Source organism: Bradyrhizobium sp. NC92, from assembly GCF_025200865.1.
Taxonomy (GTDB): Bacteria; Pseudomonadota; Alphaproteobacteria; order Rhizobiales; family Xanthobacteraceae; genus Bradyrhizobium.
Genome location: NZ_CP104171.1, coordinates 31,904 through 54,510 on the forward strand (window position 1 = coordinate 31,904; position 22,607 = coordinate 54,510).

Sequence of the window (22,607 nt, forward strand, 5' to 3'; positions counted from 1 at the left end):
CGCCGTCGCCATCTGCTAGGGGATAGAGCACGCGCCGGCCTTGAACCGGCGACGTCTGGAGAAAATCATGTTCATTCAAACCGAAGCCACCCCCAATCCCGCCACGCTGAAGTTCATTCCCGGCCGCGTCGTGGTCGACGGCAGTCCGATGGAGTTTTCGAGCCGCGAATCGGCGGCGCGTTCGCCGCTCGCTGAAAAGCTGTTCGAGGTGCCCGGCGTCACCGGCGTGTTCTACGGATCGGACTTCATCACCGTGACCAAAGCGAGCGGTGAATGGCAGCAGCTCAAACCCGCAATCCTCGGTGCCATCATGGAGCACTACATGTCGGGCGCGCCGCTGCTGGCCGACGGCGCGGCCACAAGCGAGGCCGATCTCGACGACGAGGAGGACGAGTTCTTCGACGAAGCCGACGCCGAGACCGTGGACATGATCAAGGACCTGATCGAGACCCGGGTGCGGCCGGCGGTCGCCAATGACGGCGGCGACATCACCTTCCGCGGCTTCAAGGACGGTATCGTCTATCTCAACATGAAGGGCGCCTGCTCCGGCTGCCCGTCATCGACGGCGACGCTCCAGCACGGCATCCAGAACCTGCTCAAACACTTCGTGCCCGACGTGGTCGAAGTCCGGCCGATGTAAGCCGGTTACGCCGCCTTCTGCTTCGCGGTGATCAGCTTGCGGTTGATCAAGACTTCCGCGATCTGGATCGCGTTGAGGGCGGCGCCCTTGCGCAGATTGTCGGACACGCACCAGAGCACGAGGCCGTTCTCCACGGTCGCGTCCTCGCGGATGCGGCTGATGTAAGTCGCGTCCTCGCCGGCCGCCTCATACGGCGTGGCGTAGCCGCCGGGCTCCTGCTTGTCGATGACGAGGCAGCCCGGCGCCACGCGCAGGATGTTGCGCGCTTCATCGGCGGTGATGGGATTCTCGAACTCGATGTTGACGGCCTCGGAATGGCCGACGAACACAGGCACGCGCACGCAGGTGGCGGAGAGCTTGATCTTGGGATCCAGGATCTTCTTGGTCTCCGCCATCATCTTCCACTCTTCCTTGGTGTAGCCGTCCTCCATGAAGACGTCGATGTGGGGAATGACGTTGAAGGCGATGCGCTTGGGGAATTTCTTCGCGACCAGCTCGTCGTTGGTGTAGACGGCCTTGGTCTGCGAGAACAATTCGTCCATCGCGTCCTTGCCGGCGCCCGACACCGATTGATAGGTCGAGACCACGACGCGCTTGATCGTCGCCTTCTCGTGCAAGGGCTTGAGCGCGACCACGAGCTGCGCGGTCGAGCAGTTCGGGTTGGCGATGATGTTCTTCTTCTTGAAGCCTTCGGTCGCGGCCGCATTCACCTCGGGCACGATCAGCGGCACGTCCGGGTCCATGCGCCAGGCCGAGGAATTGTCGATCACCACGGCGCCGGCGGCGCCGATCTTCGGCGACCATTCCTTCGACACCGACCCGCCCGCCGACATCAGGCAGATGTCGACGTCGGAGAAGTCGTAATGCTCGAGCGCTTTGACCTTCAGGGTGCGGTCGCCATAGGAGACCTCGACGCCGACGCTGCGGCGCGACGCCAGGGCCACGACCTCGTCCGCGGGGAATTTGCGCTCATCCAGGATGTTGAGCATTTCCCGACCGACATTGCCGGTCGCGCCGACGACTGCGACTTTGTAACCCATCGTTCACTCTCCGATGAAAAAGCCCGTTCCCGAAGCTGACGCTTAAACAGGAAGAGCAGCGCTTCTATGCGAGAACCGGCCTCAAGACAACGTGGGACCATGCCTTAGGGACGTGGATGCAGTCGCCTGAGGCCAGCACGGCCGTTAGCCCTACCCAGATCCAGCTGACGCTTTTGGCTATCGCCGATGAGGTGGTCGGCACGCTGGCGCATCTGGTCGTGTATGTGGGGGCGCTCGCCCTGTTTGCCATCCTCGCCCTCGCAGGCCTGGGACAGCTGCCTGACCTGCGCGGTGACGGTCCCGCGGACAAGCCAAGCTGGACTACGGCAGACCGCTCGCATCCGCGCTTCGCCGTCAGTCGGATCGATCCATCAGAGAAAACAGCCTCTTACACCATCTTTCGGCATCCCGAAGGCGGCCGCAGGGACGTGCTGCGCTGGACCGACGCGGCGGACAAGCCGGTGGCCGAGCTCGAAATCTACCGCCAGGGCGCCGAATTCGACGTGACGCGGCCGGCAGCCGCAGGCTTGGCCGCTCAGATGGGTTTGGGTGCGGATGCCCCGCTCGAGCAGGCCGGCCTGATCGACACCAAATTAGGCCCCGTTGCCCTGTTCCGACCGGTCGGCGCGGCGGAGGGGACGCGGGCCTGCCTCGGCTATCTCAAGCGCTATGAGGAGCCAGGCTTGCAGATCTCCGGCTTCTCTTGCCAGGGCGACAGCTTGCCCGCCCGCCGCGCGGCGATCGCCTGCACGCTGAACCGGCTCACGCTGCTGGCCTCGGGCAACGAGCCGAAGCTGGCCGAATTGTTCGCCCATGCCGAGCTCAGGCGCCGCGGCTGTGCCCCGCAGGGCTCGCCGGACTGGCTGCTCGGCGCCGCGAACGCGCAATTGCGCGGAGCGCTTTGACCTGCATCAAGGATTCTGCATCAAGCTCAAGTGGCTGGTTTGCATGCAACTTTTGCCGGCGCGCACGATTATTCCGGGCTGGTGTGACCCAATTGACCTAGTTGCATCCGCCCTGGCCGGGCTAGTATGGGGTGAAATCGACTGGCGGCCTGCCGCCTGAAGGGGACGTGATGAGCTTGAAATTTTCTGCCGCGAACAAACTGGCGACATTGCTTGCGGCGGGCGCCGCAATGGCCATCGCGTTCGCGACCCCGGCTTCCGCCGAGACCAGGACCAAGCAGCGCTATGACGAGCGCGGCCGGCCCTATTACGGCCCGAGCGGCCCCAACGCGGTCTACCAGCAGGGCCGCACCCGCATCTATGTGAGCAAGCGCTCCTGGCTCGACGGCGGCACCGAGGTCAATCCGGGCGACCGCAAGTTCACCGACTACGCCTTCCCGCCGGCCGTGGGCTATCCGTCCTTCGCCCGCGAGAACCTCAACCGTCCGATCGACCGCCAGCCGCTCTCGCCGCCGCAGGATGTCGGCGGCTATCCGCAGAACTTCCCGCTGTACTGAGGCGGGTCGACTTGAAGTCAAAATGGCCGGGCCGAAGCCCGGCCATTTTTGTTTTGGCGAGATGCCGTAGGGCACACCTGCCTCTCCCTCGTCATTGCGAGCGCAGCGAAGCAATCCAGAATCTCTCTGCGGGCCGATTCCGGATTGCTTCGTCGCTTCGCTCCTCGCAACGACGGCTTGAGGCTACGCGTTGGCCGCCGGGTCATAGCGCCGGCAAAATTCTTCGATGGCCTCGGAGCGGAAATCGCTGAGGCGCTCGAAGATCAGCTCATCCGGCCAATCCCACCAGGCAATGCGGCGCAGGCTTGCGGCAACGGCATCATCGAAGCGCTTGCGGATCGGACGGGCGGGAACGCCGCCGACGATGGTGTAGGGCGCGACATCGCGGCTGACGACCGCGCCTGCGGCGATCACCGCGCCGTCGCCGACGCTCACGCCCGGCAGCAGGATGGCGGCGTGGCCGATCCAGACATCGTTGCCGACGATCACCCGGTCGCCGCGCCTACCTGCGAAGAAGTCGCGGTCGCGCGTCGCGCCCGCCTCGTAATATTCGGGGACATAGGTGAAGCGGTGCTGCGAGGGACGGCCCATCGGATGGTTCGGCGCACCGATCCGCACCGAATTGGCGATCGCCGTGAACTTGCCGATCACGGCGTCGGCGACGTCGCAATTCTCGCCGAGATAGGAGTAGTCGCCGAGCGAAGCATATTCGATGCGCGTGCCCGCGAGCACCTCGCAGCGCCGCCCGATCTGCGCCTCGCGCAGGCGCACCGTCTCATGGATGATGGTCTCCGCGATCTTGGGGCGGGGTGAATCCATGAGGTGGCTCCTGAGATTACGGACAGTGCCGTAGCAACCATTAAAGCGGCGCCCGATTGCCTTGAGCATGACGCCGCGCTTGCGACCGTCAAGGCGTGGCCTGGCGGCAGCGGATGTGAGGCGAGATTTGAGCGACGGCCAGCCTTGACGGCCGCCGCGCGCGGCGTCGTTGTGGCGGCAGGTCGGGACGAAGAAACGGTCGCCTGATCGAACAAAGAAACGCGGTCAGACGGCGGGCAGCTTGGCGCGTTGAGGCACCTCGGCCACCCAGGGAGTTCCGCGGGCGACGACGGCGTTGATGGTGACGAGCAGCTTTCTGGCGCAGGCGATGCGCGCGCATTTGTGGCGTTTGCCGGCTGCGATCAGGCGGGCGTACAGAGCCTTGAGCTGCGGATTCCAGCGGAAGGATGCCGCGAGAGCCGCGTTGTAGAGCGCCCGGCGCAGGCGTTCGCGGCCACCCTCGATGTGACGGGCGCCGGCGTGATTGCCGCTGTCGTCGTCATAAGGCGCCAGCCCGCCGAGAGCTGCAGCGGGCCCGCGCGTGATGTTGCCGACCTCGGGCATCCTGACCAGGACGGCAACGGCGGTCGGCAGGCCGCAGCCGGCGACGCTATAGATCAGATCGAGCCGTGCGGCCAGATCAGGGTGCTGGCGGATCGCCGCCAGCAGCGCTTTGAGTTCGGCTCGTTTGGACTTGGCCAGGAGCGCGATCTGCGCCTTCCAAATCCCTTGAATCCGCGTGTCGCGGCAACTCTCGAGCCGGTTCTTCAGTCTTGCGATGTCCTCCGTGATCTGGTCGATCATCGTCAGATGCTCGGCAAAGGGCTGCAGGCGCGGATCCGGAGCGGGATGGATCGTCTTGACCGCAGCAGTGCACATCGCGATCAGCGCCGCGTCGATCTTGTCGTTCTTGGCCAACAGCTGATGGAACGTGGCATAGGCACAGACCTGCTTCGGCTGAAACAGGATGACGACGAACCGCTTGCGCCGCAGCTCGGCGACCACCGCCTGCTCGTAGCCTCCCCTGGCCTCGATCCCTATCCGCTTGACCTTGCGGCGCTTCAGCCACTCCACCAGCGCCTGGTGGCCTTCTACCGTGTTGTCGACCTGCCATTGCTCCGAGCTGCCGTCGACCGCCACGTCGAGCTTATGTTTGCCGGTATCGATCCCGGCACAGATCGTGATACGCTTGGCCATCTTCCTCGACCCTCCCTTGTGAATGCGAACCTGAAGTTCGTTCAACCATGCGGGTCCCGATGAAGTGCCGACCGCGATCTTGCTACGAAACGCAGCCCTTCAAGGCTTCGATGGGCATCGATCCGATCGATCGGCGGCCCAGCTCGGGCGGCCACCCGGGCTGGGCCATTCCTCACGGAACGGGGCCATCCTAACCCGGCGCGCTAATACAAGGGTGGGCAAAGGCGCAACGCGCCGTGCCCACCATCTCTCTCTAACTAATCGCGATCGACTGGTGGGCACGCTACGCTTTGCCCACCCTACGATTGCTACGATTCTGTGCTTGCCGCTTACGCGTGCAGCTTTTGCAATTCCTTCAGGATCGCTTCGCCCATCTGCGTGGTCGAGGCGGACGTGGTACCTTCCGACTTGATGTCGGCGGTGCGCAGGCCGCTGGCGAGCACGGCGGCGATGGCCTGGTCGACCTTGTCGGCGAGATCGCCCATGTCGAAGGAATAGCGCAGCGCCATGCCGAAGGACGAGATCATCGCGATGGGATTGGCGAGGCCCTTGCCGGCGATGTCTGGCGCCGAGCCGTGCACGGGCTCGTACAGCGCCTTGCGCTTCTTGGTCTTGACGTCGACCTCGCCGAGCGAGGCCGAGGGCAGCATGCCGAGCGAGCCGGTGAGCATCGCCGCGATGTCGGACAGCATGTCGCCGAACAGATTGTCGGTGACGATGACGTCGAACTGCTTCGGCCATTTCACCAGCATCATGCCGCCGGAATCGGCGAGCTGATGCTCGAGCGTGACATCGGGGTATTCGCGCTTGTGGACCTGAGTCATGACCTCGTTCCAGAGCACGCCCGACTTCATGACGTTGCGCTTCTCCATCGACGTCACCTTGTTCTTGCGCTTCCTGGCAAGCTCGAAGGCGACGCGGCCGATGCGCTCGATCTCATAGGTGTCGTAGACCTGGGTATCGATGGCACGCTTCTGGCCGTTGCCGAGATCGGTGATGGTCTTCGGCTCGCCGAAATAGACGCCGCCGGTGAGCTCGCGCACGATGACGATGTCGAGGCCCTCGACCGCCTCGCGCTTCAGGCTCGAGGCATCCGCCAGCGCCGGGTAGCACACGGCCGGGCGGAGGTTGGCGAACAGGGCGAGATCCTTGCGCAGACGCAAGAGGCCGGCTTCCGGGCGCACCTCGTAAGGCACGGCATCCCACTTCGGGCCGCCGACCGCACCAAAAATCACAGCGTCGGCGTCCTTGGCCTTGGCCATGTCGCCCTCGGAGATCGAGACCTTGTGCGCGTCATAGGCGGAGCCGCCGACGAGGCCGGTGTCGGTCTCGAACTTGGCGATCCCGGCCGCATTGAGCCAGTCGATCAGCCGCTTCACCTCGCCCATCACCTCGGGGCCGATACCGTCGCCGGGGAGCAGCAGCAGTTTGTGGGTCGCCATGGTCGTGTCCTTCTTGATCCTCTCTCGTCATTCCGGGACGCGCCGCCGACCTCGGGTTTACCCGAGTTCGGCATCTTGGTTGTCCAAGTCGGCAACAGCCGACTTGGATGCGCGGGCCCGGAATCCATAACCACCAGCCGGGGTTATGGATTCCGGGCTCGCCCGCTTCGCGTGCGCCCCGGAATGACAGGTCGGCCGGAGTGCTAGAGCGGCGTTGCACGCTTGGCAAGACACCATTGCCGGGGTGCGGCTGTGCAAGGCGGGCGGGGCCTGCCACACTGGGCAGGCCGGAGTACCCCTTGCACGCACCTGATCGCCCCCTGCCCGACGCACACCCCGCGCGGCTGATCCTGACCCTGTCGCTGGCCGCGACGGTCGGGCTCGGCATCGGCCGCTTTGCCTATGCGCTGGTGCTGCCGGACATGCGGGAGGACCTCGGCTGGTCCTACTCGGCGGCCGGTTTCATGAACACGATCAACGCCGTCGGCTATCTCGTCGGCGCGCTGGTGGCGTCCCGCCTGATCCAGCGCGTCGGCTGGGCCGGCGCGATCCGCGGCGGAACCCTCGCCTGCGTCGCCGCGCTCGCGACCTGCGCACTGACCGGCAATTTCGTGGCACTGAGCCTGGCGCGCCTGGTGCTGGGCCTGGGCGCGGCGGCCGGCTTCGTCGCCGGTGGCGCGCTTGCCGCCACCATCGCCCAGTCGCGTCCGGAGCGGGCCAATTTCCTGCTGAGCCTGTTCTATGCCGGGCCCGGCATCGGCATTCTGTCCTCGGGGCTGATCGCTCCGTTCACGCTGCAATATTTCGGGCCGGGCTCGTGGTGGATCGTCTGGTGGGCGCTGACGCTGCTGTCGGTCGCGATGACCGTGCCGCTGTTCCTGATCCGCATCGAGAGCGGCGCGCGCTTCTCGGAAGGCAGCCACACCTCGTTCGCGATCCTGCCGGTGCTGATTTATCTCGCCGGCTATTTCCTGTTCGGCGCGGGCTACATCGCCTACATGACCTTCATGATCGCCTATGTGCGCGACGGCGGCGGCGGAGCCGCGGCGCAGGCGGCGTTCTGGAGCCTGATCGGCCTGTCCGCCTTCGTGACGCCCTGGGCCTGGCGCGCCGTGCTGGCGCTCGATCGCGGCGGACTTGCCACTGCCATCATCCTCGGCACCAACGCGCTGGGCGCAGCCCTGCCGATGCTCGGGCATTCGCCGGCTTGGCTCGCGGTCTCCGCGGTTGTGTTCGGCGTCGCCTTCTTCGCCGTGGTCGGCTCGACCACCGCCTTCGTCCGCTTCAACTATCCGCCGCCTGTGTGGCCGACCGCGATCGCGGCGATGACCATCTCGTTCGGCGTCGGCCAGACGCTCGGGCCGATCGTGGTCGGCGCGATCACCGATGCGCTGGGAAGCTTGAGCTACGCGCTGAATGTGTCGGCGGCGCTGCTGGCGCTGGGGGCGGTAGCGGCGCTGTGCCAGCGCAAGGTGGGCCCAGCCAAATAGACGGTGCCGTAGGACCTCCTACCCTTGGTCAAGGGGAACGTCCTTATAGGGCAATATGGTAGCGCCGTGCTCGATGCAGTCCAGGACGCTGCGCGCCGGCTTTGCCGGTGCCTTCGGCATCCTGGACAGCATCTGCGGGCGGCGCTCTGGCGCTCGGCAGGTCGGGACGAAGGAATGGTCGCCCGGCCGAACAAAGGAATGGGGCTCACCCGTTCGCGGAGTTCTTTGTGCCGTTATGGTCCGCATCGTATGGGGTCTGTCGCTTGAGCGTCGTGCACAGGGCAAAAAGCAAGCGATCTCCCACGCTGCGCAGAGCCCGCGCGTGACCGTGTCCTTTTCTGCGCAAGGCATCATACCGTCGCCTGCTGGCAGCGTCGTGTTGGATGGCGACACGCGACCAGTGATGGACGGCGCTCTGTAGCCGCCTGTTGCAGGCGAGGCGGCGGATCACGAAGCGTTGTTTGCCGCTTTGCCGCGTCACCGGCGCAGCCCCTGCCAAGGCGCGCAGAGCATGGTAATCTCGTCTGCGCAGGGGCTCTGCGGCCTCGGCGAGCAGTGTGGCGAGATTGATCCTGCCGATTCCTGGCCAGGAGCGTAGGATCGTCACGTCGCACTGCTCCGAGCTCTGCCCCGACGGCTTCTCCTCTCCTTCGAACTCGGCACATAGCCGGTCCAGGTTCTGATGAGCCTCTTTGATCTGCCGATTGACCAGGTGCAGACGTGCCGCCAGGCTGCGGATGTGAGCGCAGGCTGCCTCCGTCGTGCCGGGGGCTACGAACAGCGGTGCCTCGCGCAAAGTCCCGAGCACCGTCGCCGCATTGAGACGGCGGATACGATAGTCCCTGAGAACACCTGCGATGGCCTTCTCGCTGGCCTTGACCGCACTGGCGGGGGTCGGCACCTTCTGCCAAAGCGCCAGGAACCATTCGTCGGCGACATCGTCGGTCAACTTGGTGGCCTGGGGATAATATCGCCACAACTGCTGACGCAAGCGGTTGGCAAGCCGCGTGCGTTCCTGCTGCAGTTCGTCCGCCAGGCGCGACCACTCCCGCAGCTCAATCATCGCCGCATCGTCTGCCACAAGCCGACGGAAAGCAGCACGGTCAGTGCGCAGCGAGGCGCCGAGCACATGAGCATCGCGGCGGTCGTCCTTGGCACCGGCCACCGTGAAGCGATCGCGGAAGCGATCCAGTTGCTTGGGATTGATGGCAAACACCGCAAACCCGTGCTCGAGCAGCATCTCCACCACCGGGCCGTGCGGCATCTCGATCGCCACGGCGATCTGTCCCGGTGCGGCCTTGGTCTTCTCCAGCAGCCAGTCACGCAACTCCGTCAGCCCGGCGCCGCCATGGTCGAACTCGTGCTGCGCAACCTGTCTTCCCGCGGCATCCAGCAGGCAAACGCTATGGCTCCGCGTTGCCCAGTCGATCCCGACGAACCAGCGTACATCTTCGATCATTGTTGAGACCTCCTTGCTCGCAAGGCGGGCCACCACGATCCTGATCAGTCCCTGTACCGGCGCTCTTGGCGCGACCTCCTACCGGATCTCGATCGCGGTCGCTCCGCCGGGGCGCGGTTCCTACGTCGGTGCTCGAGGCACAGGTGGACAAGGCTGCTCCCGGCGGATCGGCCCGGACGGCCAGTCTACATCCGAAGGCCGCCACGAACCCCACAAGGGTACAGGGTGGATTAGCGAAGCGTAATCCACCAACTTCGTTCGGCAAGCGCGGACGCATGGCGGATTACGCTTCGCTAATCCGCCCTACGGCAGTGGAGTTCGCCTCAACTCCCACTGAACGAATTATACCCCTGGTCTTCCCAATAGCCGCCCTTGTAGTCGTTGGTGACTTCCATCGAGACCACGTATTTCGGATTCTTGAAGCCGAGCTTTGTGGGCACGCGGATCTTCATCGGGAAGCCGTAGGCGCGCGGCAGGATCTCGTTTGCGTATTTGAACGTCATCTGCGTCTGCGGATGCAGCGCGCTGCGCATGTCCAGCGGGGAGTTGTAGCCGTCCTTGTCGGCGCACTGGAACCAGACATATTTCGCGCGCGTGTCGGCGCCGATCAGTTTCAGGAAATCGCGCAAGGGCGTGCCGGTCCAGCTGCCGATCGCGCTCCAGCCCTCCACACAGATGTGTCGCGTGATCTGCGTCACCTGCGGGAGCTTGTAGAGCTCCTCCAGCGTCCAGGACTTCTTGTTGTCGACGAGGCCGCGCACCTCGAGCTTCCAGTCCGCGGCCAAGACCTCGGGCGCGTCGTCGAGGTCGTAATAGGCGTTGAACGGGAACGGTTTTGTGATCGCGCTTTCGGGGAAGGTCGGCGCCAGCGCGTCGGGATTGAAGATGAAGGCCTGCACCGCGTCGTTGAACTTCGAGACGCTCTTCAGCATCTCCTCGGCCGAGGACGAGTCGACGACGTCGCAGCCGGTGAGCAGCGTCAGCGCACCCAGGCTGGCGCCGCCGGCGATGAAGCGGCGGCGGGTGAGGTCGGGCATGGTCTTGATGGAGTCCTTGATCAGCAGCCGCTTGTCGACGCCGGGGATCAGAAACGGACGCTTGGCCATGACGGGTCTCCTAATCAGCGGCCAATGATCATCGCACGCAGGCTCTTCGGCACCAGCAGCGCGAGCAGGACGTGAATGACGAGGAAGGCACAAATCGCGGCCATGCAGAAGAAGTGCACGTAGCGCGCGGTCGGATAGTCGCCGAACAGCATCACGAGATAATAGAGCTGCACTGGCTTCCACATGCCGAGGCCGGAGAGCACGATCAGCACGCCGACCACGATGATGCCGGCATAGAGCAGGCGCTGCACGTAGTTGTAGACGGTGAGATCGTCATGGCCGAGCTTGAAGGTCAGCGCCGCCCTGACGTCATGGAGCACGCCCGCCGGCGTGATCGGCAGCAGTTTTTTGCGGAAGCGGCCGGTGGCGAAGCCGGTGATGAGATAGGCGAGGCCGTTGATCATCAAGAGCCACATCGCCGCAAAGTGCCAGAGCAGGCCGCCACCGAGCCAGCCGCCGAGCGTGTACTCGCGCGGAAAGCGGAAGTCGAACAGCGGCGAGGCGTTGTAGATCTGCCAGCCCGACAGGATCATCAGGATCATGGCGAAAGCGTTGACCCAGTGCATGACCCGCACCCAGGCCGGCTGGATCACTTTGGACTTGATAGCCGTGACCTGCTCGTCGGTGACTGTGAGGCTCGCCATGGCGGGTTCCATTCTGAGGTCGTGTGACAGCAATTATACGCCGGTGTTTCGGCTTTCGTTACATCCCGCCCGCCATCGAATCGATGCCGCGAGGCTATTGTGGTCACAAAAAAGCGAGCCGGGTATCCCCGGCTCGCGGTCTGAGACCATCCTGTTCGGGGATGAAACAGGATCGCGCGGTGTTACGAGGCCGGCATCAGCACGGTGTCGACCACATGGATCACGCCGTTGGACTGGTTGACGTTGGAGATCGTCACCATGGAGGTGCCGCCCTTGGCGTCGACGATCCAGACCTTGCCGTCCATCTTCTTGACCGTCAGCTCCTCGCCTTCGGCGGTCTTCAGCTTCTTGCCGTCGGTGAGGTCGGAGGCCTCGAGCTTGCCGGGCACGACGTGGTAGGTGAGGATCTTGGTCAGCGTCGCCTTGTTCTCGGGCTTGACGAGGCTGTCGACGGTGCCGGCCGGCAGCTTGCCGAAGGCGGCGTTGGTCGGCGCGAACACGGTGAACGGGCCCTTGCTTTCGAGCGTCGGCACGAGGCCCGCGGCCTTCACCGCCGCCACCAGCGTGGTGTGGTCCTTGGAGTTGACCGCGTTCTGGACGATGTTCTTCGAGGGGAACATCGCGGCGCCGCCGACCATGACGGTCTTTTCCTCGGCGCTTGCGGGCGCGACGACGGTCGCGGTGATGGCCAGGACGCTGAAGGCGGCGGCAGCGAGATAGGCAATGCGCTTCGACATGAGAAAGTCTCCCGATTGAATTGAGACCGGCGATGGCCGGCGTTGAGTTGGGGCAACAACGGCGCCTGCGACAGTCGAGGGGTGATGCAGCAGTGCCGTCGTTGGACCGAACTACGGGAGGGTTCGGGGTGCGGTTTCGAGGAAAAATTCTTTGTGATGGGTGAAACTATCGGCGGGGATGTCCGTGTGGGCCCATCCGCCGTCATTGCGAGGAGCCCTTGCGACGAAGCAATCCAGACTGTCTCCGCGGGCACATTTCTGGATTGCTTCGCTTCGCTCGCAATGACGAGTTTGCGGCTCCGCCTCGCCTCAATCCCTGTTGTTCGGGGTCTGGATGAATCCGCGATTATGCGTCGGGCTGATCAGCACTTCGTTGATGCAGACTCTGGCCGGCATGCCCGCGATGAAGGCGATGGTGCGGCCGAGGTCTTCCGATTGCAGCATCTTCGCCTGCTCCGCTTCGCTCGGCACCACCGGACGCAGCTTCAGGATCGGCGTCGCCACCTCGCCCGGCATCAGGCAGCAGGCGCGCAGGCCGTTGACGCATTCGTCCATGTTGAAGGAATGCGTCAGCGCCAGCACCGCATGCTTGGTGGTGGTGTAGGCCGGGCCCGGCATCTTGGAGACGTGACGGCCGGCCCAGGACGAGACATTGATGATGGAACCGTCCTGCTGCTTGCGCATCGTCGGCAGCACCGCGCGCATGCAATAGAGCACGCCGTTGAGATTGACCTGGACCAGTCTGTCCCAGCCTTCCAGCTCCATGTCCTTCCAGCTGCGCTTGGGAACATTGATGCCGGCATTGTTGACGAGGAGGTCGATGCGGCCGTGCTTTGCGACGATCTGGTCGGCTGCCTTCTGGGCTGCGGCCGCGCTGGAGACGTCGAGTGCAATGGCCTCGGCCGCCCCACCGTCCCTGGTGATGTTCGCCACCACGGCCTCCAGCGCATCCTTGCGCCGGCCGGACACCACTACCGTCCAGCCGTCGGCAGCTAGCGCCTCGGCGCCGGCCTCCCCGATCCCGCTGCCACCGCCCGTGACCCAGGCCACGCGTTTCCCGCTTTTTGACATGCAAACTGTCTCCGTTGCTTCATCGGGGCGGTTTTTGCTAATCCAGCCCTCGGTTTTGACCGGCCTGTGCCGGCGAGGAATGTTGCATGAACCAAGCTGCCAACGCCAACCTGTTTTCCCGCCTGTTCGAGGGCCTCGCCGGTCAGAAGCGGCTCGCGATCGAGACGCATGACGGCGCCCATATCAGCTATGGCGATCTGATCGCGCGCGCGGGCCAGATGGCGAACGTGCTGGTCGCCCGTGGCGTGAAGCCCGGCGACCGCGTCGCGGTGCAGGTGGAGAAGTCGGTCGCCAACATCGTGCTCTATCTCGGCACGGTGCGCGCCGGCGCGGTCTATCTGCCGCTGAACACGGCCTATACGCTCAACGAGCTCGACTACTTCATCGGCGATGCCGAGCCGTCGCTCGTGGTCTGCGATCCCGCCAAGGCGGAAGGGCTCGCCCCGATCGCCGCAAAAGTGAAGGCAAAGGTCGAGACGCTCGGGGCTGACGGCAAGGGCTCGCTGACGGAGGCCGCCGACAGAGCGAGCCGCGAGTTCACGACAGTGCCGCGTGAAAACGACGATCTCGCCGCGATCCTCTACACCTCGGGCACCACCGGCCGCTCCAAGGGCGCCATGCTGACCCATGACAATCTGGCGTCCAACTCGCTTTCGCTCGTCGACTATTGGCGCTTCACCGATAGGGACGTCCTGATCCACGCGCTGCCGGTCTACCACACCCACGGCCTGTTCGTGGCGACCAACGTGACGCTGTTCGCGCGCGCCTCGATGATCTTCCTGCCGAAGCTCGATCCGGACCTGATCATCAAGCTGATGGCACGCGCGACGGTGCTGATGGGTGTGCCGACCTTCTACACCCGCCTGCTGCAGAACCCCGCGCTGTCGCATGAGACGACCAAGCACATGCGGCTGTTCATCTCGGGCTCGGCGCCGCTCTTGGCCGAGACGCATCGCGAATGGTCGGCGCGCACCGGACATGCCGTGCTCGAGCGCTACGGCATGACCGAAACCAACATGAACACGTCGAATCCCTATGACGGCGAGCGCGTGCCCGGCGCGGTCGGCTTCCCGCTGCCGGGCGTCTCTGTGCGCGTCACTGATCCCGAGACGGGGAAAGAGCTGCCGCGCGACGAAATCGGCATGATCGAGGTGAAGGGGCCGAACGTCTTCAAGGGCTATTGGCGCATGCCGGAGAAGACCAAGGCCGAGTTCCGGCCTGATGGCTTCTTCATCACCGGCGATCTCGGCAAGATCGATGCGAAGGGTTACGTGCACATCCTCGGCCGCGGCAAGGATCTCGTGATCTCGGGCGGCTTCAACGTCTACCCGAAGGAAATCGAGAGCGAGATTGACGCCATGCCCGGCGTGGTGGAGTCCGCCGTGATCGGCGTGCCGCATGCCGATTTCGGCGAAGGCGTCACCGCGGTGCTGGTGCGCCAGCCCGGCGCGAGCATCGATGAAGCAGCCGTGTTGAAGGGCCTCGAAGGGCGCCTCGCGAAATTCAAGATGCCGAAGCGGGTGTTCGTGGTCGACGAGCTGCCGCGCAACACGATGGGCAAGGTGCAGAAGAATGTCTTGCGCGAGACGTACAAGGATATTTACGCGAAGAAGTGAGGGGGCAAATGCTCCAGTGCGGGGAGATGCATGAAGCGCGAGCAGGCTGTCCGGATCAACGATCATCTCCTCGATGCTTATAGGGCCCTCGACGAGGCTCGAATGGCGATCGCGGCACTTGGCAAGGCTGAGCGGATCGAGCTCGAAGATTGGCTTGAGGAAGTCGTTGTCGCCTTAGAGGACGAGCTGCTCCAGCCAATCTACGATCAGTACCCGGATCTAGAGCCGCCGAAATCTGATCGAGAACCGCTAAGATATATCTGCGAACTCACGTGGGATGAGGTGCAACTCCCGGCGTCGGTGACCGAAAAGCAGCTCGACGAGATCATTTTCTCGGTCATGGAGCCGACTTGGCGGAAAACCGCGATGATGGTCAGCTATGTGTTGGATCGCTGCAAAGAGCTTGGATTGCCGATCGAAGGCGAAGTGATTGCTGCGCGATTGAAGGTACTTTCCGATTCCGGTCGCATCGAAGGCATCGGCGATCTCCGATCATGGTTCCACAGCGAGGTGCGATTGAAGGACTAGTTCGTAGAGTGGGTTAGCGGAGCGTAACCCTCTGCGGAGACAGAAGCGGTGGATTACGCTCCGCTAACCCACCCTACCACTGGATTGCTTCGCTTCGCTCGCAATGACGGAGGTCGTGGCGGCTACTGCCCGCCCACCAGACTCAGCACAAACCGGCTGCCGACGATCAACAGATAGCACCCGAACGCCATCTCCAGCGTGCGCTTCGACATCGCATGTGCGGCCTTCACGCCCAGCGGCGCGGTGACGAGGCTCATCGGCATCACCAGCACGGCGCCGATCAGCGAGACGTAGCCGAGCGCGAATGGCACTTGCAGCGCTGCGACGGCCGGATAGTTCGCGGCAGCAGGCCGGCCGGCATAGATGTAGCCGAGCGCGCCGGGGATGGAGATCAGCACCGCGAGCGCGGAGGAGGTCGCGACCGCCTGATGAATGGGACGGCTGTAGAAGGTCATCAGCAGGTTCGAGAACAGGCCGCCGCCGATGCCCATCAGGGTCGAGAGAATGCCGACGCCGAAGCCGTAGACGCGCATCAACGGGCCCTTCGGCAGATCATCGCCAAGCTTCCAGGTCTCGCGGGCGAAGATCAGCCGGACCGCGGCTGACCAGGCGACGGCGACGAACACGATCTTGAACAGCCGCTCCGGCGCGAAGCGCGCGACCACGCTGCCGGCGATGACGCCGATCAGGATCGGCAGCCACCAGACCCGCAGGATCGCCATGTCGACGGCGCCGCGCTTGTAATGCGCCTGGAAAGAGCGGATCGAGGTGGGGATGATCACGGCGAGCGAGGTGCCGACGCAGAGCGGCATCCGCACCTCCAGCGGCACGCCGGCGATGCGGAAGCATTCGTAGAACACCGGCACGAGAATCGCGCCGCCGCCGATGCCGAACACGCCGGCCAGGAATCCCGAGAGCGCGCCGGTTGCGATCAGCAGCAGCGCGAGCTCGACAAAGTCCCTGATATCAAGACCTGCAATCACCCCAGACCTGCCCGGCCTGCCGGCCCGATACGCACGTTCAGAGCCGGCCGCGTCGGCAAGCTGTAGGCGATCCGATCCAGCCGGTCGACACGTCGCGGGGCCCGGCTGGGGTGGAATGCAGGCTGCGCATGTCCGCCCGCGCTGCAGGAACCGTTGCGCGCGACGAGAACCGCGGTCGGGCGGTGGCCGGGCCGGCTCACCCTCGGCGATGCCCCTCGCGAGTTGCGATCACGGGGCCCGAGGCGGCTTAGAGGCGTTCCAATAGTGATTTCAATGCGCCATACGCTCGGAATAAAAGAGTGAACTTATATTCACACTTTCGTTGGCGGACCGATATGCTGGTATACCAAGACCTTGATTGGCCTTGGTTCATCAAGGCCATAGAGCTGAACCCGGGTTCCGTTTATGGCGATTTGGTGATTGCGCAGGCCAAATCGACTCCGTAAATAGAGCCGACCTCTCGCGATCCCCGCGCGCCCCATGCTGGGCCGCAACAAACATCAAAAGCCGCCCATGACCGCACGGATCGAACGACCGCTTTCGCCGCACATCCAAACCTATCGCTGGACGCTGACGATGGCCCTGTCCATCGTCCATCGTGCCACCGGTATCGCCCTCTATGTCGGAACCCTGCTGCTGGTCTGGTGGCTGGTTGCCGCGGCCTCCGGCCCGGCCGCCTATGCCCATGTCCAGGCCTTCTCCGGCAGCATCATCGGCCGGCTGATCGTGTTCGGCTACACTTGGGCCCTGATGCACCATATGCTCAGCGGCATCCGGCATTTCGTCTGGGATCTCGGCTACGGCTTCAAGGCCAATGAGCGCGAAGCGCTGACCTGGGGCGCCCTGATCGGCGGCATCGCGCTGACGGTGCTGATCTGGATCATCGCCTATGCGAACGGAGGCGGCCGATGAGCTTTGACGAATCCCACGGCTCTCCGAAGCGGCCCTCGATGCGCACGCCGCTCGGGCGCGTCCGCAATCTCGGCGCCGCGCATTCCGGCACGACCGATTTCTGGCGCCAGCGCATCACCGGCGTTGCCATGACGCTGCTGATGATCCCCGCGCTGGTGATCATCATGATGCTGCTCGGCCGCAACCAGGTCTACGCGGCGCAGACCCTGAGCTCCATTCCCGTTGCGGTGATCCTGCTCCTCTTCATCTTCGCCAGCGCCTGGCACATGAAGATCGGCATGCAGGTGGTGATCGAGGACTACGTCCATAACGAGAAGCTGAAGCTCACCGCGATCATGCTCAACAATTTCTTCTCGGTCGCCGTGGCGCTCGCCTCGACCTATGCGATCCTGAAGCTTTCTTCCGGAGTGTAACCCATGGCCGCTGAGACGAATGGCAAGGGCAACGGCGCTCCCGCCACCAACGGAAAAGCCTATCCGATCGAAGACCACACCTATGACGTCGTCGTGGTCGGCGCCGGTGGCGCGGGCCTGCGCGCGGTCGTCGGCTGCAGCGAAGCGGGCCTCCGCACCGCCTGCATTACGAAAGTGTTTCCGACCCGGTCGCACACGGTCGCGGCGCAGGGCGGCATCTCCGCTTCGCTCGGCAACATGCACAAGGATGACTGGCGCTGGCACATGTACGACACCGTGAAGGGGTCGGACTGGCTCGGTGACCAGGACGCGATCGAATACATGGTGCGCAACGCGCCCGACGCGGTCTACGAGCTCGAACATTGGGGCGTGCCGTTCTCGCGCACCGAGGACGGCAAGATCTACCAGCGTCCGTTCGGCGGCATGACCACCGAGTTCGGCAAGAGCCAGGCGCAGCGCACCTGCGCCGCCGCCGACCGCACCGGCCACGCCATGCTGCACACGATGTACGGTCAGTCGCTGCGCCACGCGGCTGAGTTCTTCATCGAGTTCTTCGCCATCGACCTGATCATGGACGACCAGGGCACCTGCCGCGGCGTCATCGCGCTCAAGCTCGACGACGGCACGCTGCATCGCTTCCGCGCCCAGACCACGATCCTGGCGACCGGCGGCTACGGCCGCGCCTATGCCTCCTGCACCTCTGCGCACACCTGCACCGGCGACGGCGGCGGCATGGTGCTGCGCGCCGGCCTGCCGATGCAGGACATGGAGTTCGTCCAGTTCCACCCGACCGGCATCTACGGCTCGGGCTGCCTCGTCACCGAGGGTGCGCGCGGCGAAGGCGGCTATCTCGTCAACTCCGAGGGCGAGCGCTTCATGGAGCGCTATGCGCCGTCGGCCAAGGACCTCGCCTCGCGCGACGTGGTCTCGCGCGCGATGACCATCGAGATCCGCGAAGGACGGGGCGTCGGCAAGAAGAAGGACCATATCTTCCTGCATCTCGACCATCTCGATCCCGCGGTGCTCGCCGAGCGCCTGCCGGGCATCTCGGAATCGGCCAAGATCTTCGCCAATGTCGACGTGACGCGCGAGCCGATCCCGATCGTGCCGACCGTGCATTACAACATGGGCGGCATCCCCACGAACTATCACGGCGAGGTGCTGACCAAGAAGGACGGCGACGACAACGCGGTGATCCCCGGCCTGATGGCGATCGGCGAAGCCGCCTGCGTCTCCGTGCACGGCGCCAACCGCCTCGGCTCCAACTCGCTGATCGACCTCGTCGTGTTCGGCCGCGCCGCCGCGCTGCGCCTCGCCGAAAAGCTCACGCCCAACGCCAAGCAGCCCGAGCTGCCGGCGAACTCGGCCGAGATGGCACTCGGCCGTCTCGACCATTACCGCTATGCCTCGGGCGGCACGCCGACCGCAAAGCTGCGCGAAGGCATGCAGCACGTGATGCAGAACAATTGCGCGGTGTTCCGCACCGGCGAGGTGCTGAGCGAAGGCCAGAACCTGATTGCGAAGGTCCACAGCGGCATCACCGACATCGCCGTGTCCGACCGCTCGCTGGTGTGGAATTCGGACCTCGTCGAGACGCTGGAATTCGACAACCTGATCTCGCAGGCGGTGGTGACGATGAACTCGGCCGCCAACCGCACCGAGAGCCGCGGCGCCCATGCCCGCGAGGACTTCTCGGAGCGCGACGACATGAACTGGATGAAGCACACGCTGGCCTGGCTGGACGATGCCGGCAAGGTCAGGATCGAGTATCGCCCGGTTCACAACTACACCATGACCAACGACGTTCAGTACATCCCGCCCAAAGCTCGCGTTTACTAAACGTCGCGCTTGTATTGATCGAACAGCGAAGGCCTTAATCGAATGGTTGAATTCGCACTTCCGAAGAACTCCAAGATATCAGGCGGCAAGACCTGGCCGAAGCCTGCGGGCGCGACCGAGCTCCGCGAGTTCAAGGTCTATCGCTGGAATCCGGATGACGGCAAGAATCCGAGCGTCGACACCTATTACGTCGACACCAATGATTGCGGTCCGATGGTGCTGGACGGCCTGATCTGGATCAAGAACCACATCGACCCGTCGCTGACCTTCCGCCGCTCCTGCCGCGAAGGCGTCTGCGGCTCCTGCGCCATGAACATCGACGGCCAGAACACGCTGGCCTGCACCAAGTCGATGCACGACGTGAAGGACGGCGCGGTGAAGATCAACCCGCTGCCGCACCAGCCGGTGGTGAAGGACCTCGTCCCCGACCTCACCAATTTCTACGCGCAGTACGCCTCGGTCGAGCCCTGGCTGAAGACCACCTCGCCAACGCCGCAGAAGGAATGGCGCCAGAGCCACGAGGACCGCGAGAAGCTCGACGGCCTCTACGAGTGCATCCTCTGCGCCTGCTGCTCGACCTCCTGCCCGAGCTATTGGTGGAACAGCGAGCGCTATCTCGGCCCCGCCGCGCTGCTCCAGGCCAACCGCTGGGTGTCGGATTCGCGGGATGAGGCGACCGGCGAGCGGCTCGACAATCTCGAGGATCCGTTCCGGCTCTACCGCTGCCACACCATCATGAACTGCGCCAAGGCCTGCCCGAAGGGCCTCAACCCGGCCGAAGCCATCGCCGAGCTCAAGCTCAAGATGGTCGAACGGCAGATCTGAGGCGAAGTCCCCCCTTTTGCGCCCCGGCCAAACGGCCGGGGTGTCCTGCATTTGCCGTCAATTCGAGCAGAAGTTTCTCTGACCCGCTAGGCGCGCAAGTTTCCGGCTCGCAACCAGCGGTTCCAGCACAAGCTGCTTCCTTCCTCACGCGGGATTCAGTTAAGCTCCCGGCAGGGACGGAGCGACTGTGCAGAGGGCGCAACGCAACTCGCTGAGGCTGTTGCAGTGGATGATGGCGGCATCCCTGGCGCTGCCGATTGCGCTGTTCGCCGTCGCCGCCGCGATCTCCTACACATCGATCAAGGATACCGCCGACCGCGAGATCGAGCGCACGGTCGATGTCGCCCATGAGCACGCGCTCAAGGTATTCGAGACCATCGATCGCAGCCTCGCCGAGCTCAACGAGGTCGTGCGCGGCCTGCCCGACGACACCATCCGCGCCCGGGAGCCGACGCTGCATCGCCGGCTGAAGCGGCTGAGCGATTCGCTGCCGCAGCTCAAATCGGCCTGGATCTTCGATGCGAACGGGAAGGCGCTGGTCAACAGCCTCGTCTCGCCGCCGCCGGACCTGAGCTTTGGCGACCGCGACTACTTCTATGCCCATGTCGACCAGAGCATCGGCACGTTCATCGGCACGGCCCTGACGCCACGGCCGCCCTATCAGGGCGCCCGCTTCTTCGGGGTCAGCCGCCGCCGCGAGTCCGACGACGGCCGCTTCATCGGCGTGATCCAGGCTTCGGTGCTGCCGGAATATTTCGAGAGCTTCTACGCCAGAATCGGGTCCGATCCCGGCAGCTTCCTTGCGATGGGCCGCACCGACGGCGCCATGCTCACGCATTTTCCCCGGCTCGACCACGAGCTTCGGCTCGATCCGACCGGACCGGTGGGCCAGAAAATCGCGGCCCAGCCCCAGCACGGCCTGATCACCGTCGCCTGGCCCTCGGACGGGATTGAGCGGCGCATCGCCTACCGGCGCGTCGCCGAATATCCGATCTATGTCAGCGCCGGACTCGAGACCTCGGCGATCCGCGCCCGCTGGCTCGCCACCATCGGCCAGCATCTGGTGTTCGGCATCCCCGCCACCGCGCTGCTGTTCCTGCTGCTGGCGCTCGCTCTGCGGCGCACCCAGCACCTCCAGGCGGAGGCTGCAAAGCGGCGCGAGGCCGAGGAGGCGCTGAAGCACAGCCAGCGCCTGGAAGCGCTCGGCCAGCTCACCGGCGGCGTCGCGCACGACTTCAACAATCTGCTGACGGTGATCCGCGCTTCGGTCGATCTCTTGAACCGTCCGCAGCTGACGGAGGAGCGGCGACAGCGCTACATCACGGCCATCGCGGATTCGGTGGCGCGCGCGGCCAAGCTGACCTCGCAGCTGCTCGCCTTCGCGCGGCGCCAGACCCTCAAGCCGGAGGTGTTCGACGTCGGCGCGCGGGTGCAGTCGCTGCACGACATGCTCGCCACGCTGCTGGGCCCCGCGATCGAGATCGTCATGCAGCTGCCGGCGGAGCCGTGCCTCGTCAATGCCGATGCCAGCCAGTTCGAGACGGCGCTGATCAACATGGCGACCAATGCGCGCGATGCCATGCAGGGCCAGGGGCGAATCGTCTTCAAGGTCGAGGCCACGACGGCCGTTCCGGACACGCTGGCATCGACTGGCCCGGGCATGGCAGGCCACGGCTTCGTCCGCGTAACCGTCAGCGACACCGGTGTCGGCATTCCCGCCGCGCGGCTCGGGCGCATCTTCGAGCCGTTCTTCACCACCAAGCAGGTCGGCCACGGCACCGGCCTTGGCCTGTCCCAGGTGTTCGGCTTCGCCAGACAGTCCGGCGGCGAAGTGACTGTCACGAGCGAGGTGGGGCGCGGCAGCACCTTCTCGCTCTATCTACCGCGCGTGCCGCCGGACCTGCTGCCGCAGCGCCAGGCGCCCAACACGGCGCCGGCGGTGGCCGGCAGCGGCATGTCGGTCTTGGTGGTCGAGGACAATATCGAGCTGGCGAATTTCGCCGCCGACGGCCTCACCGAGCTCGGCTACAGCATCACTCTGATCGACAACGCGACCGATGCGCTCGCCGAGCTCGTCGTGGACGCCGACCGCTTCGACGTCGTGTTCTCGGACGTGGTGATGCCCGGGATGACCGGGCTCGATCTGGCGCAAGCGATCCGCGACCGCAGCATCGGCGTGCCGGTCGTGCTGACCACCGGCTACAGCCAGGCCCTGTCGCAAGAGGGCGTTGCCGGCTTCGATCTCGTGCAAAAGCCCTATTCGATCGAGGAATTGTCGCGCGTTCTGCATCGGGCAGCCCGGATCAGGCGCGTCAGGGACGGCGCCGCCGAATAGGGGCCCGCGGAACCTCACGGGAACCGGCTGAGTTCCCTTCGCGTTGTCC

Annotated in this window: 21 protein-coding genes; 11 read left to right on the forward strand and 10 right to left on the reverse strand. The window is 64.8% G+C overall.

Features of this window, described 5'->3' with window-relative positions; all coding sequences use genetic code 11:
* Positions 1-67: 67 nt before the first annotated feature.
* Positions 68-640 (forward strand): NifU family protein, encoded by a 573-nt coding sequence (locus N2602_RS00140; RefSeq protein WP_260381387.1) that lies wholly within the window; start codon positions 68-70, stop codon positions 638-640.
* 5 nt (positions 641-645) lie between these two features.
* Here the strand turns inward: N2602_RS00140 and N2602_RS00145 are convergent, their stop codons facing one another.
* Positions 646-1,680 carry an aspartate-semialdehyde dehydrogenase gene (locus N2602_RS00145; protein ID WP_036002717.1) on the reverse strand — a complete coding sequence of 345 codons (1,035 nt, stop codon included), beginning with the start codon at positions 1,678-1,680 and terminating at the stop codon, positions 646-648.
* A gap of 116 nt (positions 1,681-1,796) precedes the next feature.
* Between N2602_RS00145 and N2602_RS00150 the strand changes: the two genes are divergently transcribed.
* Together N2602_RS00150 and N2602_RS00155 are read left to right on the forward strand one after the other, a co-directional pair.
* Positions 1,797-2,585, forward strand: coding sequence for a hypothetical protein (locus N2602_RS00150; RefSeq protein ID WP_260381388.1), 789 nt, complete (start codon positions 1,797-1,799; stop codon positions 2,583-2,585).
* A 170-nt stretch (positions 2,586-2,755) separates the two neighbouring features.
* A complete protein-coding gene (locus N2602_RS00155) occupies positions 2,756-3,142 on the forward strand; it encodes a hypothetical protein (RefSeq protein WP_172787991.1) in 387 nt (128 codons plus the stop codon).
* A 183-nt stretch (positions 3,143-3,325) separates the two neighbouring features.
* Here the strand turns inward: N2602_RS00155 and N2602_RS00160 are convergent, their stop codons facing one another.
* The 3 genes from N2602_RS00160 to leuB form a co-directional block, all read right to left on the reverse strand.
* Positions 3,326-3,961 (reverse strand): DapH/DapD/GlmU-related protein, encoded by a 636-nt coding sequence (locus tag N2602_RS00160; protein ID WP_260381389.1) that lies wholly within the window; start codon positions 3,959-3,961, stop codon positions 3,326-3,328.
* A gap of 225 nt (positions 3,962-4,186) precedes the next feature.
* Positions 4,187-5,158, reverse strand: a complete 972-nt coding sequence (locus N2602_RS00165; protein WP_260381390.1) for an IS110 family transposase — start codon at positions 5,156-5,158, stop codon at positions 4,187-4,189.
* Positions 5,159-5,487: 329 nt separating this feature from the next.
* Positions 5,488-6,600, reverse strand: coding sequence for a 3-isopropylmalate dehydrogenase (leuB, locus tag N2602_RS00170; protein ID WP_260381391.1), 1,113 nt, complete (start codon positions 6,598-6,600; stop codon positions 5,488-5,490).
* Between the two features lie 299 nt (positions 6,601-6,899).
* On the opposite strand from leuB, the gene N2602_RS00175 reads away from it, so the two are divergent.
* A complete protein-coding gene (locus tag N2602_RS00175) occupies positions 6,900-8,090 on the forward strand; it encodes an MFS transporter (RefSeq protein WP_260381392.1) in 1,191 nt (396 codons plus the stop codon).
* A 205-nt stretch (positions 8,091-8,295) separates the two neighbouring features.
* Here the strand turns inward: N2602_RS00175 and N2602_RS00180 are convergent, their stop codons facing one another.
* The 5 genes from N2602_RS00180 to N2602_RS00200 all read right to left on the reverse strand — a co-directional run bounded on the left by N2602_RS00180 (position 8,296) and on the right by N2602_RS00200 (position 13,107).
* Positions 8,296-9,549, reverse strand: coding sequence for an IS110 family transposase (locus N2602_RS00180; protein ID WP_172789764.1), 1,254 nt, complete (start codon positions 9,547-9,549; stop codon positions 8,296-8,298).
* A 323-nt stretch (positions 9,550-9,872) separates the two neighbouring features.
* Positions 9,873-10,655 carry a molybdopterin-binding protein gene (locus tag N2602_RS00185; RefSeq protein ID WP_260381393.1) on the reverse strand — a complete coding sequence of 261 codons (783 nt, stop codon included), beginning with the start codon at positions 10,653-10,655 and terminating at the stop codon, positions 9,873-9,875.
* A 14-nt stretch (positions 10,656-10,669) separates the two neighbouring features.
* Positions 10,670-11,299 carry a cytochrome b/b6 domain-containing protein gene (locus N2602_RS00190; RefSeq protein ID WP_260381394.1) on the reverse strand — a complete coding sequence of 210 codons (630 nt, stop codon included), beginning with the start codon at positions 11,297-11,299 and terminating at the stop codon, positions 10,670-10,672.
* A gap of 182 nt (positions 11,300-11,481) precedes the next feature.
* Positions 11,482-12,036, reverse strand: coding sequence for a fasciclin domain-containing protein (locus N2602_RS00195; RefSeq protein ID WP_260381395.1), 555 nt, complete (start codon positions 12,034-12,036; stop codon positions 11,482-11,484).
* A gap of 309 nt (positions 12,037-12,345) precedes the next feature.
* Positions 12,346-13,107: an SDR family oxidoreductase gene (locus N2602_RS00200; protein WP_260381396.1), complete on the reverse strand. Its 762-nt coding sequence runs from the start codon at positions 13,105-13,107 to the stop codon at positions 12,346-12,348.
* An 86-nt stretch (positions 13,108-13,193) separates the two neighbouring features.
* Between N2602_RS00200 and N2602_RS00205 the strand changes: the two genes are divergently transcribed.
* Positions 13,194-14,723 (forward strand): malonyl-CoA synthase, encoded by a 1,530-nt coding sequence (locus tag N2602_RS00205; RefSeq protein ID WP_260381397.1) that lies wholly within the window; start codon positions 13,194-13,196, stop codon positions 14,721-14,723.
* A gap of 30 nt (positions 14,724-14,753) precedes the next feature.
* Entirely contained in the window at positions 14,754-15,251 is a 498-nt protein-coding gene (locus N2602_RS00210; RefSeq protein WP_260381398.1) for a DUF3658 domain-containing protein, read from the forward strand.
* Positions 15,252-15,373: 122 nt separating this feature from the next.
* Here the strand turns inward: N2602_RS00210 and N2602_RS00215 are convergent, their stop codons facing one another.
* On the reverse strand, positions 15,374-16,234 hold the full coding sequence (locus tag N2602_RS00215) for a sulfite exporter TauE/SafE family protein (RefSeq protein WP_260381399.1): 861 nt from the start codon (positions 16,232-16,234) through the stop codon (positions 15,374-15,376).
* A 513-nt stretch (positions 16,235-16,747) separates the two neighbouring features.
* Between N2602_RS00215 and sdhC the strand changes: the two genes are divergently transcribed.
* The 5 genes from sdhC to N2602_RS00240 all read left to right on the forward strand — a co-directional run bounded on the left by sdhC (position 16,748) and on the right by N2602_RS00240 (position 22,558).
* A complete protein-coding gene (gene sdhC, locus N2602_RS00220) occupies positions 16,748-17,146 on the forward strand; it encodes a succinate dehydrogenase, cytochrome b556 subunit (protein ID WP_172788002.1) in 399 nt (132 codons plus the stop codon).
* Positions 17,143-17,559, forward strand: coding sequence for a succinate dehydrogenase, hydrophobic membrane anchor protein (gene sdhD / locus N2602_RS00225; protein ID WP_246504571.1), 417 nt, complete (start codon positions 17,143-17,145; stop codon positions 17,557-17,559). The genes sdhC and sdhD overlap by 4 nt, the downstream gene beginning before the upstream one ends.
* Before the next feature lie 3 nt (positions 17,560-17,562).
* Entirely contained in the window at positions 17,563-19,398 is a 1,836-nt protein-coding gene (gene sdhA, locus N2602_RS00230; protein ID WP_260381400.1) for a succinate dehydrogenase flavoprotein subunit, read from the forward strand.
* Between the two features lie 42 nt (positions 19,399-19,440).
* Positions 19,441-20,223, forward strand: coding sequence for a succinate dehydrogenase iron-sulfur subunit (locus N2602_RS00235; RefSeq protein ID WP_172788004.1), 783 nt, complete (start codon positions 19,441-19,443; stop codon positions 20,221-20,223).
* Positions 20,224-20,410: 187 nt separating this feature from the next.
* Positions 20,411-22,558, forward strand: a complete 2,148-nt coding sequence (locus N2602_RS00240; protein WP_260381401.1) for a hybrid sensor histidine kinase/response regulator — start codon at positions 20,411-20,413, stop codon at positions 22,556-22,558.
* Positions 22,559-22,607 lie beyond the last annotated feature (49 nt).